Annotated in this window: 10 protein-coding genes; 5 read left to right on the forward strand and 5 right to left on the reverse strand. The window is 58.8% G+C overall.

From position 1 onward, the window contains the following. The first annotated feature begins 65 nt into the window (after positions 1-65). From BP846_RS06485 to BP846_RS06500, 4 genes are read left to right on the forward strand one after another with little or no spacing between them, the layout of a single operon-like run. The gene (locus BP846_RS06485) at positions 66-1,043 is read left to right on the forward strand and encodes a MoxR family ATPase (protein WP_349680760.1); all 978 of its coding nucleotides are present in this window, start codon (positions 66-68) and stop codon (positions 1,041-1,043) included. Next, complete coding sequence (locus BP846_RS06490; RefSeq protein WP_292393601.1) at positions 1,040-1,951, forward strand: DUF58 domain-containing protein; 912 nt, start codon at positions 1,040-1,042, stop codon at positions 1,949-1,951. Before BP846_RS06485 ends, BP846_RS06490 begins: the two co-directional genes overlap by 4 nt. Beyond that, the gene (locus BP846_RS06495) at positions 1,951-2,904 is read left to right on the forward strand and encodes a vWA domain-containing protein (protein ID WP_292393603.1); all 954 of its coding nucleotides are present in this window, start codon (positions 1,951-1,953) and stop codon (positions 2,902-2,904) included. The genes BP846_RS06490 and BP846_RS06495 overlap by 1 nt, the downstream gene beginning before the upstream one ends. Next, positions 2,901-4,400 carry a hypothetical protein gene (locus BP846_RS06500; RefSeq protein WP_292393605.1) on the forward strand — a complete coding sequence of 500 codons (1,500 nt, stop codon included), beginning with the start codon at positions 2,901-2,903 and terminating at the stop codon, positions 4,398-4,400. The genes BP846_RS06495 and BP846_RS06500 overlap by 4 nt, the downstream gene beginning before the upstream one ends. A 227-nt stretch (positions 4,401-4,627) precedes the next feature. Here BP846_RS06500 and BP846_RS06505 read toward each other — a convergent pair whose 3' ends face one another. The 4 genes from BP846_RS06505 to BP846_RS06520 form a co-directional block, all read right to left on the reverse strand. Further along, positions 4,628-5,626: a threonine aldolase family protein gene (locus BP846_RS06505; protein ID WP_292393607.1), complete on the reverse strand. Its 999-nt coding sequence runs from the start codon at positions 5,624-5,626 to the stop codon at positions 4,628-4,630. Positions 5,627-5,669: 43 nt separating this feature from the next. Continuing rightward, positions 5,670-15,908 (reverse strand): PKD domain-containing protein, encoded by a 10,239-nt coding sequence (locus BP846_RS06510; protein ID WP_292393609.1) that lies wholly within the window; start codon positions 15,906-15,908, stop codon positions 5,670-5,672. Between the two features lie 1,136 nt (positions 15,909-17,044). Then, positions 17,045-17,935 (reverse strand): hypothetical protein, encoded by an 891-nt coding sequence (locus BP846_RS06515; RefSeq protein ID WP_292393611.1) that lies wholly within the window; start codon positions 17,933-17,935, stop codon positions 17,045-17,047. Positions 17,936-18,109: 174 nt separating this feature from the next. Further along, positions 18,110-18,568 carry a 4Fe-4S binding protein gene (locus tag BP846_RS06520; protein ID WP_292393620.1) on the reverse strand — a complete coding sequence of 153 codons (459 nt, stop codon included), beginning with the start codon at positions 18,566-18,568 and terminating at the stop codon, positions 18,110-18,112. Between BP846_RS06520 and BP846_RS06525 the strand changes: the two genes are divergently transcribed. Next, on the forward strand, positions 18,486-18,872 hold the full coding sequence (locus BP846_RS06525) for a hypothetical protein (RefSeq protein WP_292393622.1): 387 nt from the start codon (positions 18,486-18,488) through the stop codon (positions 18,870-18,872). The genes BP846_RS06520 and BP846_RS06525 overlap by 83 nt on opposite strands. Here the strand turns inward: BP846_RS06525 and BP846_RS06530 are convergent. Next, positions 18,811-19,005 carry a HEPN domain-containing protein gene (locus tag BP846_RS06530; RefSeq protein ID WP_349680761.1) on the reverse strand — a complete coding sequence of 65 codons (195 nt, stop codon included), beginning with the start codon at positions 19,003-19,005 and terminating at the stop codon, positions 18,811-18,813. The two genes, BP846_RS06525 and BP846_RS06530, sit on opposite strands and share 62 nt — an antisense overlap. Between the last annotated feature and the right edge of the window lie 145 nt (positions 19,006-19,150).

Below are 19,150 nucleotides of genomic sequence, written 5' to 3' on the forward strand. Positions count from 1 at the left end.
TGTTACCGGCGAGATAGAGATCGTATTCCTCTAACATTAGTTAACATGACGGGCGGGTACTCTACGTGAAAGCGGATCGGGCTGATATCATATACGACTGTGCAGGAACTGTATCGGAGATTCGAACAGAGATAATGAAGTGTATCGTCGGGCAGGAAGCGGCGATAGATTCGATACTCATAACCATGATAGCCGGAGGGCACGTCCTCCTGGAAGGGGTACCCGGAATTGCCAAAACGCTTCTCGTCACTACGGTTGCCCGGTGCATGGACTGCTCTTTTGCAAGAATACAGTTTACGCCCGATCTTCTGCCTGCCGACATTACGGGGACCAAAATCTACAATATGCAAAAAGGATCGTTTGAGACGCTAAAGGGTCCGGTCTTCCATAACATTGTTCTTGCGGATGAGATAAATCGTGCCCCTCCCAGGGTGCAGTCGGCACTTCTCGAAGCGATGCAGGAGTACCAGGTGACGATTCACGGTGAGACCTGGCCGATCAGCAGGCCGTTTTTTGTCCTTGCAACGCAGAACCCGATCGAGTCGGAGGGCACGTATCCGTTGCCGAACGCCCAGACCGATCGGTTCATGCAGAAAATCCTGATGGATTACCCCTCGAAAAGCGATGAAAAGGAGATCATGGTGAGGTTCACCGCGGAGAAACTGCCCGAAGCATCGAAGGTCGTTACCCGGGAGAGGATCGGTGAGATCCACGCGTGCCTGCACCATGTCTACGCAGACGAGACGGTGATGGACTACGTATCGGGAATCACCGACTCTACACGAAATCCGGGCGAGTACGTGCCCGACATCGCCTGCTACATTCGCGGGGGGGCGTCACCGAGGGCATCGCTGGCACTGATCCTGTGCGCAAAAGCAGCGGCACTCGTCGGCGCGAGGGAATACATAACTCCCGATGATGTCAGGTCCGTCGCACTGCCGGTGCTCAGGCACAGGATTCTTCTATCGTACCAGGCGGAGGCTGCCGGAATCACACCGGATGAACTGGTATCACGGCTCATCGATTCGGTAGAAGTCCCATGAACCTCGATTCTGCCCCATCCGCGGTATGCCCGCTCACCATACGCGAGGCCCTGCAGAGGATCACAGAGATTGAAATACGGATAAAAAAACTCTCCGAAGAGACCGGAACCGGCCGTCATCGCTCCTTATTTTCAGGGACGGGATCCGAGTTTCAGGAGATACGGGAGTACCATTTCGGGGATGACGTCAGGGCGATCGACTGGAACTGTACTGCACGGTTCTGCGAGACGTATCTCCGGGTGTTCACCGAAGAGCATGATACTGCACTCTACCTTGTCGTCGACAGGTCCGCATCCGGGACGTTCGGAAGGGAGAAGTCTAAAGACGAAGTGATCTTTGAGATTGCAGTCTCCCTCGTGTTTTCGGCGCAGGCCATGGGGGACTCCACGGGGATCTGCCTGTTCACGGATGATATCGAGCAGTTTATTCCGCCGGGGAAAGGGAGGCGGCATACCGCTCTTTTGCTGAACACGCTGATGACCCACAGGCCGAAGTCCAACAAAACCGATATCGGGAAGACGATCTTCCGGTTATTCTCGAAGGTGCCGAAGAGAGCCCTGATCGTGCTCTTATCGGATTTCGATTCCGGGGATTTCGGAGATGAGATACTGCTCCTGAGCCGCAGGCACGAGGTGAGGGCGATACGGGTAAAAGACCGATCTGAATGTGAGATCCCCGATGCAGGATACCTGCTCGTCTGTGACCCGGAGACCGGAGAGGAACTCATGGTCAACGCCTCGGATCCGGCGTTTCGGAGGGATTTTCGGGAGGTAGCCGCCGCACAAGACGCTGCGGTGGCCGGAATGTTTACCGGTGCGGGGATACGGCCTCTCGAGGTCTTCACGGATGAGGACTACGGGGCATCGCTGAAGACTTACTTCAGGCTCGGCGGGAGAGTGGCGGAATAATGTTTCTGTCGTTTGAGGACCCCGCGTGGCTGGCGGGTCTCTGCATCATCCCCGTGATCATCGTCTACAACCGCCGTTATTCAAGGAGAAAATACCTTCAGGTTCTTGAGTTCTCAAAACTATCGGCGGCAAAAGCCGCCGTGAAGGGTACAAAGGCCGGGAGGATTCATCGTATCGCATTCACGCTCGGGCTTCTTGCAATCGCCCTGATCTTTGCAGGTCTTGCGAATCCCCAGATTCCCCTCGAACAGACCCGGGACGGGGTAAACGTTGTTCTTGCACTGGATGTCTCCGGGAGTATGCAGGCAACGGACTATCGGCCCGACAGGATAACCGCTGCAAAGACTGCATCTGAAAATCTGGTACGCCAGCTCGACCCGAAGGACTACGTCGGCATTGTTATCTTCGATTCCGGTGCGACGACCGCCGCCTATCTCACCCCCGACAGGCAGAGAGTTATTGAAAAACTGCAGTATATCAACGCAAAAGACGGTTCAACCGCAATCGGAGACGGGCTTGCCCTTGCCGTCGATATGGCGCAGTCCATACCCAATAGAAAGTGCGTCGTTATCCTCCTCTCCGACGGGGATTCGAATTCCGGGTACGTCTCTGTGGCTGCGGCATCAGAATTCGCAAAAGAACGGGGCGTTCGGGTATTTACCGTGGCAATGGGTTCCGACGAGCTCGTGCTCGTCGGCTACGACTGGGCAAACAACCCCGAATACGCAACCGTGAACGAGGAGGCCCTGCAGGAGATCGCCCGAAATACCGGCGGCGCGTGTTTCAGGTCGGTGGACGAGGGAACGCTCCAAGAGGTCTATGCGAAACTCGACGACGCGATCGTTCGCGAGAAGGAAAAGACGCCGGTCGGGTGGATATTCTTCCTGGTATCGGCAGGTCTTCTGACGGCGGAGTACGGTATCCGGTATGGCAGGTGGCGGTTCCTCCCATGAGGAAAACCCGGTTCATAGTCCTGGCAGTAGTTATCTGGGCCGTTGTGCAGCCCGCTTTTGCAGGCGAGATTCTCTTCTCGGCCGGGAGCCCTCTCTCCTACGGTCCACAGGACGAAGAAGTTATTATCCGGGTAGATGTGAAAAATACCCTCGGCGAAGACATTTTCGGGTCTTTTACCTGGACTGTGCGCGATCAGAGCGATCCGGGGAACACGCAAAGTTTTACCGACCGACGCGTGCTGTTCAGCGACCAGGAGTACACGGAGTTCGGGATACATCCCGGTGGGGGGCACGACTACCTGGTGGACGTGACGTTCGACTATGTCGACGGCGATGACCCCGATGCAGTCTATCACGTGGCGCTTGAGAGGATACATCTCCGCTTCGGGGATGACGCTGTTGGCGGCGATCCATCCGGTGAGATCCTCGAGAGCGCCCAGATAAAGATTACGAAGGGTTTGAGTCAGGGGCAGGCCGGTGCGCTGCAGAGCGGCGGGAGCGGCCGGGTACCTCAGGTCCGGAGCGGTCCGGACAACATCGAATCGCTCTCGCAACTCTTAGAGAAGGAAACTCTCGAACTTTCGGAGAGGAGAGAACTCCTGAAGGACCGTGTGCTGCAGTCGGCGATGTACGGATCGGTTGATGAAGTCCTTGAAAATGCCGGATTCACCCCACACGATCTTGGTGTAACGCTCGGCCAGGGGGTCTACCATGACGAGTTCGGGATGAACTTCATCAATGAGAGTGGTACGGAGATCCGGGTCCTGGGTGAGATAGCGGGAGATACGATCCTCTTTATCACCGCCGAAGCTCCCGGCAGGCTTCCCCCGGTTTACGGCCTCGAAAGGAACGGAACGTATCTGTCGCTGGATTCGGAGCTCCGGAATGAGGGTTATACGGTCTCGAAATCCCTCATGAACGTCACACCGGAAGGGGCTGCAATAATTATCGATTATGAAAAGGGGGGCACGACGAGAGTCATGAACGTAACCGTCCGGAATGGAGAACCGGTCGACGTGGTCCTGGAAGACCCGGACGCCGGATTTCATTTCATCCTTCCTTTCGTGGTCCTTGTGGTAACGGCACTCTCCGCGTTCCTGCTGTATCGATGCTACCTGAAATACTGCTGCAGAACCGGGCAGAGCGAAGGAGCGGAGATGAGCATCTCTGTTTCTCCCCTGGCGCTGCTCGAAGAAAGTTATGGCAATTATGTAAACGGGGAGTTGAAAGAAGCGTTCAGTACGGCAGGGCGCGCGTTGCGACTGCACATAGCCCTTCGGTACAACGGCGGGGAAAACAGTACGAACCTGCAGGTATTACTGCTGCTGAAAGCCGGGAGGGATCCGGGATACAGTACCTGTGCGGGTATCCTGTCCGCCTGCGATGCCGTCGTGTACGGGTGCAGCGAACCGGATCCTGAGTTGTTTGCCGAGCACTACCGGCAGATACGGTCCATCCTCGACGAGGACCGCACGCCGGGGCAGGGCGCTGATTGACTGCAGTATGTTCGCATCTCCTGGCAGAAATTTGGGGCCGGACTCTCTGCTCCGGAGAGCGATGCAGGCGAGCGACAGGATTTGCCCTCCTGGGTGGCAATCCCGCCCCCTCAACCGTCCCATCCCCCCGGGCCTTTCTCATAGTCCGGCTTCTGGGAACGTGGGGATGACGGCGCCCCGGGAGCGGATGTCGGAGTATCGGTTACCGTCCGCCGGGGTGCACTTCCTTATCTGAGGACGTCGATCAACCGGCTTATATCTTCGCCGGACGTCGTGTAATTCGTTACAAACCGGACCACATCACCGGGGCACTGGAACGTCCTGAGGCTGTACTCCTCGCTCAGCCGCTGAAGAACCCCGGGAGGCACCTCTGCAATCACTTTATTCGTCTCCACGCTGCAGATCAGCCTGATCCCGGGGATGCCCGATAACTCGTTGCCCAGCGCGGCGGCCATCTTATTGGCATGCAGGGCCCGTTTCCGCCACAGGCGGTAGGTGAGCAGGCAGTCGAACCCGGAAGAGAAAGAGCCCGCCCCCGATAGATCGATATGCATCGCCTTTTGCAGTTTCCGGAACCTCTCCGCGATCCCGCGTTTAGAGATCAGGACCGCCTCCCCTCCCGCCACGCCGTTCTTTGCCGCTCCGAAGGTGGCAACGTCGACCCCCGCAAACAGTGTCTGCTCGCGGAACGGCCTGAGAAGGTTAGCAGCGGCAAAAAACAGTCTCGAACCATCAACCAGGACGAGCGTATTGTTTTCATGCGCACAGAGGCAGATCTCCTCGATCTCTTCGGGAGTATACACCAGGCCGTATTCGGTTGGCTGCGACAGCACGACGATGTTGCACCTGTCGTATTGATGTTTCGGGAGCGTTCCAAGACATTTCAAGATCGTCTCCGGATGTAGTTTGCCGAATTCGGAGGGTATTTCCAGGGGTTTCATGCCTGCAATCCCGGTGATCGAGGCAGATGCTCTGCTGGCTGCATAGGAGGTTTTTGAGCAGAGGTACAGAGAATTTTTCCCGGCTGCTGCGGCAAGAGCCAGTGCAAGTGCGGTAGTTCTGTCGGGGGCGTAAAAGGGAATGACATCTCCTTCGAAGTGATCGCGAATCTTAGAGAATAATTCTTCTTGAGATCCGTCGTTCTCCAGATTGGTGTCTTCAGGTGCAACCAGGGCCCCGGGGTTTCCTCCCGCGTAATCTTCATCAAGAAAAGAGATGTTTTTCAAATTCCTTCCTCCTGTTCACTCTGAGGCCCGGTGCCTCATCACGTTATCGCAGCCTTCTCTTCAGCAGCACAAGAACGCAGAAGAGTGCAACTGCGACACATACGATCATGCCTCCGCTGAAGAGAGGGGTGGCTCTCGGGGTGGTCGCCGGATCGGCGCTTGCAACCCTCTGTTCCGTGTCCCGGGGTACCGGCGTTTCTTCGGGGGACGCAGTAACCTCCTTCACGTCGGGTTTTACAACGACTGCAAAGTAACCGAAGGAAGCAGAATCTGCGTAATAGGCATATCCGCCGTTCTCTTCGCCCGCAAATACCGTCGAGAGCAGGGTCCATTCTCCTGTCTCCTCATTGTAATGGTACAGGGAGAGCGTGTCCGGCGATGAAAGCCTCTCGTCGACCCAGTTCGTCGGGACGGTAAACCGGATCGTCGCCCGCTGCAGGCTGTCTTCCGGCGCCCTGTAACATGCGATCGAGACATATTCGTAGACATCACCGTCGGGATCGTCAGCGCCGTCGGGTTTTGTCCCGGCCTTTGTCGTTATGAGGATATGCGGAATGCCGTCCCGTGCATGAACCTCGATTTCCGTGACCGGTGTTTCGCCGAACGTGAGCGTGGCCGTCTCTCCTGCCCTGATGTTTTCAGCCGCACCTACTCCGATTGCCGACCTTCCCCCTCCCCCTGAGGAGGAAGACGTTTCCGGAACGGACGTGGACGCGTCGACGACCTGGGTCGCGGCGACTGCAAATGCGGAGAAGCCTCCGGGCGAGATCGCCTCAAAGACCATCATGCCGTCGGCGTCTGGCCCGAGATAGGTCGTCGCGAGCATTTCGACGTTGCCGTCATCGTCCTGTCGGAAGACCCGGATCGCAGCCGGGCCGCCGCTCGCGTTCACCCACGCGGGCGAGACGGTCATTCGCAGGACCGCGTTGCTGATATTCTCCGCCGGGTTAGTCTTGGTGAAGTAGACCGCGTAGGCCGTCGAGGTGATCGCAAGCCCTTTATCCGTAGCAGCGAGCGTGAACGCCGTCGCCGCCTTGCCGCTCGGTTGGTCGTAGATCGCGGTCGTGATCCCGAGGTCCGGGTTGTAACTGTTCATCGAGGCGTTGAACCCGACCGAGACGTTGCCGACATCGCCGCCGAGGTCGGCACGTATCGGACTGCTTTCGAGTTGGACGCCGGTGACGTTCCCGGTCGAGACGTTCCCGGTCGTGGTGAGACCGTCGGTCCGGATGGTGACGTTCATGTTCCCGCCCGTCAGGATGATGTCGTAATCGCCGGTCGTTCCGTTTCCGGTCGCATTGTTGAAACTGACCTGCTGCCTGCCGCCGACGTCGGTGACGTTCGTCCCGTTGTCACGGAAGGTGAAGTTCTCCTCCCGCTCCGGCTGCCCCGGCGGGACGTCCCTGGCGGTGATGTAACGGACCCGTGTCAGGGTATCGGTTCCAAAGGCGTTGCCGACGGTGAGCGTCACGTTGAACCGCCCGATGCCGGAGTAGGTGTGCGACGGGTTCTGTTCGGTGCTGTCGACGATGCCATCGTTCTCGAAGTCCCAGGCCCAGGAGGTCGGCACGTTCGTCGAGGTGTCGGTGAACTGAACGGTGAGCGGCACTTCTCCCGACAGCGGCGTCGCTGTGAAGTTTGCGACCGGAGTGCTGCTGTCGGTCGTGACGTAATCGATCTTCACCTCGGTATCGCTGCCGGCAGTGTTTCCAACCGTCAGGTTGACGGTGTAGGTGCCGGCTGTGGTGTAGATGTGGGTCGGGCTCTGTTCGGTCGAGTCGACGATTCCGTCGTTATCAAAGTCCCAGGCCCAGGAAGTCGGGGAGTTGGTCGAGAGATCGGTGAAGGTGACGTTCAGGGGAGCGTTGCCAGAGGTGGGGGCCGCCGTGAAGTTTGCGACCGGCGCTACCGGCCTGGCGACCTGGTACTCAGTGCCGGACGTTGTCATGATCAGTCCGGTCCCGTGGTTCGAGGCACTGTACCAGCCGTATGCGTTGAATACGGCGAAGGTGGTCAGGTTGTTGAAGTCGTACTCGACCCTGACGTAGCCGTCCGATTTTGTCTGGGTACAACCTAACCTGAGATCGATGAACATCAGTTCAAACGTGTTTTCCGTATCGCTCATGTCCTGGCCCACGAAGATCGGATAGTCGCTGACGCGGTGGGGTCTCCAGATCTGGGGGCCGTAGATGAAGTCCTCTCTCATGAAGGTCTGGTTTATCGCTCCGTCCACGTACGTGGGCGTCCCGATCGTGTTGTTATTGCCGACACCGGGGATCGGGGGTTCAAAGTCGTAGCCGCTCGACCGGATCCGGACGGAAAAGTCATCGGGGATGGTCCCGTTGACGGCGAGCAGCAGCACCGCATCGTGCAGGTTGGGCTGGCCGCCGGTGAACGTGAGCCAGAATTCGCCGGACTGGTTGGTCGTCTGCGTGACCTGCCCACGTATGACGGAGGGATCGTTTGAGACGTGCAGTGCATTGGTCCCTCCGCCCTGCCCGTTATAGAGGAAGTGGTAGGTGTTGTTTATGAAGACATACGGACTGTATCCCTTATTAGAATCAGTTACACCGTTTTCAACATTGTACTTGACGCCTTCGTCATTTGCGACATAGAGATTGAGACTCTGGCCTGCCGGGAGCGGCTGGGGATACGGATTGCTCACCGTAATATAATCGGCCTTTGTGGTGGTGTTGCTACCCGCCGCGTTCGTTACGGTCAGGCTGACCGCATAGGTCCCGGCCGCGGCGTAGGTATGCTCGGGGTTCTGTTCGGTGCTGTCAATGGCCCCGTCGTTATCGAAGTCCCAGGCCCAGGAGGTCGGATCTCCGGTGGAGGTGTCGGAGAAAGCAACGGTGAGCGGCGCTGTACCCGAGGTCACGTCGGCACTGAAGTCGGCGACCGGTGCCACCATGATCTTCTCAAGGTTGAGGTGGCAGGATGCGGTCCCGCCCGCCGCGACGGTCACGGTCGCTTCCGCCTCCTGGTAGCCGTCGAGTTCCACCCGGACAGTGTGGGCGCCGGCCGGGATGCCGGTCAGTGTAGCGTTCGTGACTTCGCCGGTCTCCAGATCGTCAAGGAAGATCCGGGCGCCGTCGGGCGCCGAGGTGACGGCGATGCTCCCGGCCGGGACGGTCAGGGCGAACGAGACCGTGGCGGTCTCGTTATCGGCGACCGTGACGGTCTTCGAAGCGTCGGCGTAGCCGGGCTTCTTCACGGTGACGGTGTGGTCGCCGGCCGGGACGTCCTCCAGGGTCGCGTTCGTCGTCCTGCCGGTATCCGTGCCGTCAAGGAAGATCGCCCCCCCATCGGGCGCCGACGTGACGGCGATGCTGCCTGCGGCGCGGGCGAGGTCGAGGTGAAGGGTCGCGGTCGCGTTGTACTCGATTGTAACCTCAGCGGACGCGTCGACGTAGCCGTCTTTCCTGAGGGTGACGGTGTGGGTGCCGACCGCGATCCCGTCGAGGGTGGCATCGGTCACTTCACCGGTCTCGGCGCCGTCGATGAGGATCGCGGCGTCCGTGGGCGTCGAGGTGACCGTGAGGCTCCCGGTCAGGGTGGTCAGGGTGAGAGCGACGGTTGCCGTCTCGCCGCTCAGGACGGTGACCGGCGCGGAGGCGTCGGCGTAGCCGTCAAGTTTCAGGGTGACGACGTGGTCGCCGGCCGGGACGTTCGGAAGTGTGCAGTCGGTGGCGAGGCCGGTGTCTTCGCCGTCAAGCCAGACCGCGGCGCCGGCGGGGGTCGAGGTGACCGCGATGCTCCCGGTCGGGAGGGGGTATTCGACGACCAGGAAGGCCGCGGCGGCCTCCATGTAGTCGGCGCTGCTCTGGAAGGCGGCCAGGTTCTCGCCGGCGAGGAGCGCCGTCACGTTCCGCTCGTCGACGCCGATCTGGCTCGCGCCGGTGTAGTTCCAGGCGTTCTGGAACGTCTCGCCGTTGAAGAGGAGGTCGCCTTCGGTCGGCCCGGCGCCGGGGGCGACGGTGATGAGCCGGGCACCTGTGGCGCCGCTCTCGACGGCGGCGAAGGGGGCGTAGGCCGTCGCCTGTTCGGGAGTGGTGCCCTGGCTTGCGCCGCCGTAGAGGAGGTCGAAGCCCTCGTTCATGACGATGGTGTGGGGAGCGGTGACGCCGTCGTCATAGACGACCGCAAGCAGCATCCCGCGGACCGAGACGTTCCCGCCGCCGGGGAAGGCGTTCGCGAGGACGGCGGTGTTGCCGTCGGTGCTGAAGACATCGGTGACGTCGTAGACGGTCATGCCGCAGGGATACGAGGTGCCCCACATCTTCTCGTCGGTGTGGTGTGCCGTTCCCTCAACGGCTACCCCGTTGAGGGTCAAGGAGACGTTTGCCGGGAAGACCGGTCCCTTGTCCTCAGTGTAGGGAACGTAGAGCCGGGCGGCGGTGATGGTGGCGTTCGCCGGGATCATGAGGTCGCCGGAGGTCCAGGTGACGGTGTCGTTGGTCCAGCCGGTGCCGGCGGAGAGGTAGGTGCTGGTGCCGCTCGAGTAGGCGAGATCGCCGCGGACGTCGTAGGTCTTCACGGTCATGATGTCCTCGCCAGCGGTCCAGCGCTTGCCGCGATAGCCGTTGTTGACGACCGTTTTATCAAGGGTTTTACGGTTGTTCTCTTCGTCGGCCTCGGCGATGGTGTTCTCAGGGTCGGCGGTCGCCGTGACCGTCACGTTCTCACCGGCGGTCCGCACGGTCTCGTCGGTCCAGGTGACGGTGGTGTTCGCGCCGGCGGCGAGGCCGGCGACGGCGACCGTGCCGGTGACCCCGCTGACGTTGAATCCGACGGCGAAGGCGCCGGCGTCGCCGGTCCCGATGTTCGTGATCTTCGCGGTGTAGGTGTTGTCCGAGTTGGAGAAGACCTCACCGTTGTTCGGGGTGAGGGTCGAGACCGTCAGGTCGGGTTGTGCAGGCCCGGTTACGGTGACGGAGTCCGTCTTCACCAGACTGTTGCTCCCGGCGGCGTTCGTGACCGTCAGGTTCACGGTGTAGGTGCCGACGGTCGTGTAGTTGTGGGCCGGGTTCCGCTCGGTGGAGGTCTTACCGTCGCCGAAGTCCCAGAGCCACGCGTTCGGGGAGCCGGTCGAGAGGTCGGTGAACTGCACCATGAGCGGGGCGGTGCCGGCGGTCGGCGTGCCGTTGAAGGCGGCGACCGGCACAGTTGCTCCCGACGGCGGGATCACGGTGTATCCGCTGCTCCCGTCGCCGGAGAGCCGGTTGGTCCATCCCATACCCTGCCCCTGGCTCGTGCCGTTGTTCCAGGCATACAGGCTGAACGCCGCATGCCCGGAGAGATTGGTGAACTGGTATTCGACCTTCACAGCCCCCTTATCCGTGAGGCTCGCGTAATCCGCGTGTTTGTTTCCGAGGAGGCCCGCGCGGGTATCGATGAAGGCGAGCTGGAACCGGTTCACGGAGTCGTTCGGATCCTGCCCGTAGAAGATCGGGTACCATACGTCGGAACCCGAGGGTTTCCAGTCCTGGGGACCGTAGGTGAAGTCGTCCTTCGTGAAGGTCTCGTCCAGCGCGGTCGGCTGGTAGGTGTACGCGCCGGTCGGCGGAGCCGTGTTGCTGGTGACGTTGGGGGTCCAGGTGTAGCCGCTGGTCTTGATCCGGACCGAGAAGTCATCGGGTATCGTCCCGTTGACGGCAAGCAGGAGGACTACTTCGTCCTGGTAGCCCCGCCCCCCGGTGTCCGTCACGTAGAACGTCCCGTTCTGGTCCGGGGAGACCGTGACCTGGCCGGCGTTGACGGTCGGGTCGGTGGAGATATGGACCGCGTTCAGGCCGCCGCCGTTCTGGTTGATATAATACGTGCTGTTCCCGGTATAGTCCCACCGGATGCCGTCGTGGTTCACGGGCCTGACGTAGATGCTGGTGTACCCGGGGAGCACCCCGCTGTAACTGCCTCCGTCGACCGTGATGTACCCGGTCCTCGAGAGAGTGTTGCTCCCGTCACCGTTCGTTGCCGTGAGATTGACGGTGTAACTCCCGGCGTCTGCATACGTGTGCGCGGGGTTCTGCTCCGTGGAGTTGACGCCGTCGCCGAACTCCCAGAGCCAGGAGGTCGGGCTGCTGCTGGAAGTGTCGTTGAACTGCACGGCGAGCGGTGCGTCGCCCGAGATCGGCGTCGCGGTGAAGTTCGCGGCTGGTGCATCGCCGCCCGAGCCGCCGCTGGTGACCGTGATGTAGTCTACCTTCACTTTCGTATTGCTGCTTTCGGCGTTCGTGACCGTGAGGTTCACGGTGTAGGTGCCGGCGGCGGTGTAGGTGAACGACGGGCTCTGTTCGGTGCTGTCGACGATGCCGTCGTTCTCGAAGTCCCAGGCCCAGGAGGTCGGGGAGTTGGTCGAGGTGTCGGTGAACTGCACCGCGAGCGGTGCGTCGCCGGAGGTGACGTTTGCGGTGAAGTCCGCGACGGAACCGCAACTGAGCGTGATGCTGTCGTATTGAATTGTATGGTGGTAAATACTATGGACGTGGCACTGGATCTCGGCAGGTACCTTCCCTATCGATGCGGCGCGGGTGATCTGCCGGGACCCCAGGAGTATACCGTTCGCGTCGTACACCATGTGGTCGATCACGCCGGTGTCCTTCTCCCACCCTATGACGTGCCGCACCCAGACATTGGCGGGCCGGTCACAGATTTCGTTAAGGTCCGTATCGGTGAAGGTGGTGTCCCCGCCGCCGATCTTGGCGATCAGTGCCCCGTCCGCGTCTACGATGCTGATCCCTGTATTGCTGCTGCCATACCCGTTGCGTGAAGATTGGATCCAGTAGTCAACCCGGTAGATACTCGCGTCGGGCACGTTCTCCAGGGGTGCTCTGGCATACCCGGTACCACGGTTGACGTGACACTGGAGGGCATATGCTCCATCGTGGGCGGTCGAGGAGACGGAGACGTTGATCCCGTTACTACCCCAGGTGTCGACTCCGGTGAATCCTTCCTCTGTACCGGACTCAAACATCCACTCCTTGCTGAATGCAGTTTCTGCCGGGCTCACGGTGATGTTTTTTACACAACTGGTACTGCCGCCGCTGTTTGTGGCCGTAAGGTTCACCGCGTAGGTGCCGGGTGTATAATACCAGTGGCCCGGGTTGGGATCGGTCGAGGTGGTACCGTCTCCAAAGTCCCAGAGCCATGAAGAGATGATCCCGGTTGACCGATCGGAAAACAGGACCTGAATCGGGGATCCGACTAAGGGAACAACATTTGCGGCGAAATCCGCCACCGGGACCGGAGCAGCGACCTTGGTGACGCAATCGGTTTTCACCATCGTGTCGGTGCCTTTTGTGTTTGTTACTGTAAGGTTCACGGTGTACGTACCCGGCGTTGTGTAGGTATGGATGGGATCCTGCTCGGTTGAGGTGGCGCCGTCTCCAAACTCCCAGCACCATGACTGGGGAATATTCTCCGAGGTGTCGTTGAACCTGACCGGGGACGAAATATCCGATGAGTCGGTACTCAACGTGAAGTTCGCGGCCGGGGTATCGGGGATCCCGGTGACCATATAACTGCTTTCGCCGACATTATTTGTCATGATGATGCCGGTCCCGTGGTTGCTGGCCAGGTACCATGCATAGACGTCGAATGCGGCAAAGGTCGTCAGGTTATTGAACTGGTACTCGATCTTGATCTGGCCGTCCGGAAGACTCTTGGTTGCCCCGGCATTCAGGTCGATGAACATGATCCGGAACGCGTTCTCGGTATCGCTCATGTTCTGGCCGTGATGGAGGGGGTAATTCGCCGCACTGCAGGGTTTCCAGATCTGGGGGCCATAGATGAAGTCGTCTTTCGTGAAGGTCTCGTCTACGGCGCCGTCTACGTAATTGTGCTCGGCCGGCAGGCCGTAGTTCTTCGTGTCGGGACCGGGCGGCGTCCAGTTGTATCCGCTTGATTTGATGTGGACGCTAAAGTCGTCGGGAATCGTCCCGTTGACGGCAAGCATCAGGATCCCGTCCGGCATGGTGGACTGTCCGCCGGCATGGACGGCATAGAAGGTCCCCGACTGGTTTCGTGTGTTGGTGATAACCGGATTTGTGCCATCTGATATAGATAGGGCGTTCAGCCCGCCCGACGAAGCGAAGTAATACGTGTTGGGGACGTACCGGTAGACCCCTTCTGCCCGGACGCCGTTTGGTTCATCGTATTTCACCCCTGCGTCGTTGGCGACGTAGAGATTGATGCAGTTGTGGCTGGGCAGGGGGCCAGGGGGGATGATTGCAATGAATCCGGGTTCTGAGGCAGTACCCGTACCGAAGATGTTGGTTGCGGTCAGGTTGACCGTGTAGGTGCCGGCTGTGGCGTAGGTGTGGGTCGGGTTCTGCTCGGTCGAGTTGGTGCCGTCCCCGAATTCCCAGAACCACGCGGTCGGCGAGTGCGCCGAGGCGTCGCGGAACTGGACGGTGAGGGGCACCGTCGTGCTGACCCGTGGGGTGGCGGTGAACGATACGATCGGCGGGTTGGAGTACAGCGTAATGAAATCCGTCCTGCTGGTGGTGTTGCTGCCGGCGGAGTTTGTTGCGGTCAGGTTGACCGTGTAGGTTGTTGTGTCGGTCCCGGCCGCGGTGTAGGTGTGGGTCGGGTTCTGCTCGGTGGAGGTGGTGCCGTCGCCGAACTCCCAGAGCCACGCGGTGGGTGCCCCGGTGGACCGGTCCGTGAACGTGACCGAGAGCGGGCTGTTTCCGGAGGTGGGATCTGCCGTGAACCCGGTGGCCGGGGGAGAGTACGCGCTGATGTAATCGGTCTTGACGATGGTGTTGGTGCCGTTGCCGTAGGCGATGGTCAGGTTGACGGAGTAGACCCCGCCGGCAGTGTAGGTGTGCGTGGGGTTCTGCTCGTCCGAGGTGGCGCCGTCACCGAAGTCCCAGTGCCAGGACATTACGTTCAGGTCCGAGGTCCCGGTGAACCGGACGGCGAGGGGGGCAGGGCCCGCGGTCTGATCGGCGGTGAAGGTTACGACGCCCGGGAGGGCATATAGATATTTGTTCGAAGCCCCGAAGTACATGGTCCCGTCTTGACCTATTGCAGGTATGCACGGAGATATGCCCACCAATTTCCATTTCAGGGTTCCGTCCGGATTCCAAGCGTAGCCGCCAGCATAGATCGTTCCGTCGGCGCCTATCACCGGTGCCGATGATATGCCATGTCCCGTAGCATACGTCCACTTCAGGGTTCCATCTGGCTTTACTGCATAGAGAGCCCCGTCAGTTGTGGTCCAGAAGCTGATATAGACGGTTCCATCCGCAGCAACCGCAGGCGGTGCGGTGGTGGTCCATCCCGTAGCGTAGGTCCATTTCAGGGTTCCGTCCGGGTTCCACGCGTAGAGATTGCCGTCTGCACTTCCGACGTAGATGATGCCGTCGGGGCCTATCGCGGGTGAACCCCCGACTGCCCCTGTGGTGTTGCTCCACTTCAGGGTGCCATCCGGATTGTATGCATGAAGTGTGCTGGTGATTTGACTTCCGATATAGATGGTTCCGTCCGATCCGATCGCCGGGGTACTCGACGATTGCTCATTTCCTATTGTAGTGCTGTTCCATTTCAGGGATCCGTCCAGATGATTGAAAGCGTAGAGGGCATCAGATGCAACGTAGATGGTTCCATCGGCACCGATTGCCACGCCACCATACAACTTTGCTCCAGTGAGCGATTTCCACTTTATGGTCCCATTTGACGGATGCACTGCATAGACATATTTATTACAACATCCAGCGTAGAGAGTTCCGTCAGATCCTATTGATATGGGCCCAAGAATATTCCAGTTGTTAGTCTTCTTTTTAACTCGGTATTTTAGAGTTCCATCTGGGTTTATCGCTAGAAGAGCACCACTGCCTTCACTGATGTAGAGGGTTCCATCTGTTCCAATCGCTGGACAACTACTGAAGTATGAAGCAATTGTCCCTCCATAGATGGACCACTTTGGCGTGTTGTTCTGCGAACCGACATAGGGGGATTGGCCGGAATTCCGGAGATCATACTGGTACTTCGGCCAGGGGGTATCGGCGAGGCCTGCCGTGGCCGGAGTCTCGCCGTCTGAGCCGCTGTTGCTGACGATGCCGGCATCAGAGGTGCCTGCGGAATCACGGTCATAACTATCGTTGCCGTACAGGCCGGTGCCTGCACCGGCATCGTTCGCAGCCGTGATGAGGTCAGGGTTTGCGCTACTTGTGTCGTCAGGGATGACGGTCCCCGCCAGGGCAGGCACCGCCAGAACCATTACCAGCAGTATTGCCGATATCATTATTCTTTTCCAGAGAGGAAGACGTTTCATAGGATCACCAGTCGGCATCGACACGATTTAGTTAATGCGATTTGACTAACAGATATGAATTTATAATGCAGTTTAGATCGTGATATTTAACTATATATATCGTTTTATTTCGAGAAAAGTTAATCTAATACATTTTATTGCCCGAACCGGGTCTTAATGATAGATGTTTGATGAGCAGAATGTACAAATAGCACTTCTTTCTGATAAGGCGATCCGGCTACCTTCAAAACCCCCGATCATTGTATGCTGATGGGAGGAGAGACAGTTGAATTCCTGAAGCGGTAGTGCGCTCAGGAGGAACCGGTTCGCCCGATCGTGCGCTCACCTCCGGGAACCGTCAACGTCCCGGCTGCTTTTGCACCGGCCCCCTTTGCAGGCATGCACCGGCTGGTCCGCTGGGTAACCCTGATCGGCGTCAAATATCGGGCACCGGGGAATCGAGGCCGGCATCACCCGGTCGGAGCCGGTTGCCCGTGAGATTGAACCCCGACTGCCATGACATCCAGTACCGGAGGATCGGGCTCACGCACCTGCATCCCGGCCGTTGCCGGAAGGGGGCGGAACGTGCCCGGGTATCGAGACGGTTCCCGGGGGAATCTTATGCCTGCCGGTCGACGAGTGTCTACCCTGGATTCCCGGTAATACATAACGAGCCTGCTCAATCCGCATCATTATCATCCTCCAAATCTCAATGACTCCTCAAAATAAAAGCGATAGATCTGCACCCCGTTATGTGTAACACATAACGAGCATAATTATACCCATCAATAAAACTCATTCTGTTTTGAATTTCAGGTGAAATGCAACCGCTTTGAACATGGCACGTTATGAGTTCCGGGAATCCAGGGTCTACGGCAAGCAGGCGGCGTTCCAGCATCTCTCCTTCCCCCTTGCCTTGCGGCCCGTCTGAGACACCGTGGGCCATGTCGGGTTCTCGGCTACAGCACCGGTGCGCTTCAGAAACGCTCGAAGGCCTATAACGGTGTTCTGCGTGAGGGAAGGATCATCGGGGCCCCGGAGCAAGTGAGGAAATTCGCGGGGAATCTCAAACTTGGTACCCCCTGTATATTTGAGGGGGAGTTCGGACTCAAAAATGGGTTGGGTTGCGGAAGCTGGCAGTTGCACATTCTCCTTAATTACGGTTGGATCCCGACTAACCACCCGCTGTATTGATAGTCCTCGTCGTATCCCTCATTAGGATACACCCGGTTCAGCCAGTTGATGCCCTGTCCCTGCGTTGTCAGGTTGTTGTACGCATAGGCGTTGAAGGCTACCTTGGTGGTAGCCGGATCAAACGGCGACGGCGAGTTGATGGTATAGACAATCTTGGTCATACCGTCGTCTGTCAGGCCTGATTTATTGGATACGGTTTCATTAACCGTTCCCACCCAGGTGTCCACCAGCATGAGTTTGAAGAGCTCGCTGCCGGACCCCATATTCTGGCCGTTGTAGACCGGGTAGTCCGCAGTAGGTGCAAACTTCCATTTCTGGAATACGTCCGTGGCGGCAGGCTGTTCCAGGAAGTCATCGCTATCGAGGGTTATGTTGATAGAGGGGTTCTGGTAGTTGAGAGGCGTGGACGAGACCACTTTTCCGTTCGACGTCGGAGTCCAGCTGTACCCGTATGCTTTGATGTTCATGGAGAAGTTCCCCATGACCGTCGGATCGGTGCTGTTGATCGCAGCCATGATGATAACATCATCCTGACCGCCCCGTCCGCCGGTATCCGATACGTAGAACGTCCCGGAAGAACTTGTGTCATTATACACCACTCCGAAGGCTTTTGAGGTGCTGTCGGTAATGTGGAGCGCGTTCATCCCGCCTGTTACATTTGTAAGGTTGAAATAGTATCCAGTCTCATTCTGAGAGGTAAACCGTATCGGGTTTGCAATAGAGACTGTAGTTGCATTGTTCTGATAAGGCACTACAAATGCCGCCACCGGCACCACACAGGTGGCGACAAACAGGAGGGCGGCAACAACGGCCGCCCACCTCAGGCTCTTCGCATGTTCACTTCTTTGTGTCATTTTCTACCTCCGCGCAGAGCACCGCCCTGCGCCGATGTCAACGATTTTAGATTAACTCATCTAAAACGCCAACGATTCCACAATCACCTTTCGATACCATATACCTTTCGGTTGGTAAAATCTATGGAAATCAACGAAACTAACTTTATAAAAATTACGGGCCGCCTTCCCGGCTCAGGGGCCTCTGCAACGTTTTTCGAAACAACCCTCTTCCGCACCTATCATGCCATCCCTCACCGGTCTTCGAAGCGAGGGCCCGGCGGCGCACCGGGCCGGATAGTCCTTCATGGCAGCCGGGAGAAGAGGTTTTTGGCCATGAACTCCGTGCCGGCCGTTATGAGGATCTGTCCCGCCCCAAGCCCGGTTTGATCGCGGAAACGGTCGTTTCACGAGTGTTCGCGTTCGGCCTGTTCTTCCCGATGGCAAAGGGACGATCCTGCAAGCCCTGGCGCATGGTTTTGTCTGCGGAGGCCCCCGCCGGCCGCCGACGGTGATCTGGTAGTGGTCGTACTCTGTCTTCAGGAGGTGGTAGGGGCAGGAGTGGACGCAGATGCCGCACTGGACGCATTTGCTCTCGTCAAGGACAGAGATGCCGTTCTTCAGCGCTATGGCGCACTGCTTGCAGTACTCCACGCAGATGCCGCACCCCGTGCAGAGCCCGGGTATGCGCAGCGGCCGGATCCTGCCGATGACCCCGATGTCGTTCAAGAGCGGGCTGTTGCACATAGGTGCAGCAGGATACGGCGATGCGGAGCCGTACCGGGAATTTCCTCTCGAAGACCCGCCATCACCATCTCAGCCCCTCAACGGTATCGGGTTCACCGAACGATTCTATCTGGTTTTGAGTAAGCAAGCGCTGGTGACGATCATGGTGCCTATCTGTTCACCTGGTTACCGATCTCGCTTTCGCACCACGCTACAACGCTCCCGGCAATAGCAACCGCCCGCCGATATTCCTCCTCTTTGACCGGTGAGAGGAAATGTGGATACCTGGTCGTAATGGCGAACCGTGTGAGTTTTGCGGCTTCCTTCACGCGATCCGGCACGTGAACCCCGTTCTTCGTGATGATGGTGACAAGTGCGGCAAGATCGTGGACATACGGATACTCGGTAGTGCCCTACGAAACAACTGGTCATCTGAGATCCCATCCTGGTGTTCCCGCTTGCATGCAATCCGGGGCACGGCTTTCCCTGGGGTATCGCCATGACTGCCCC

It is taken from the genome of Methanoculleus sp. UBA303, from assembly GCA_002501655.1.
GTDB lineage: Archaea > Halobacteriota > Methanomicrobia > Methanomicrobiales > Methanoculleaceae > Methanoculleus.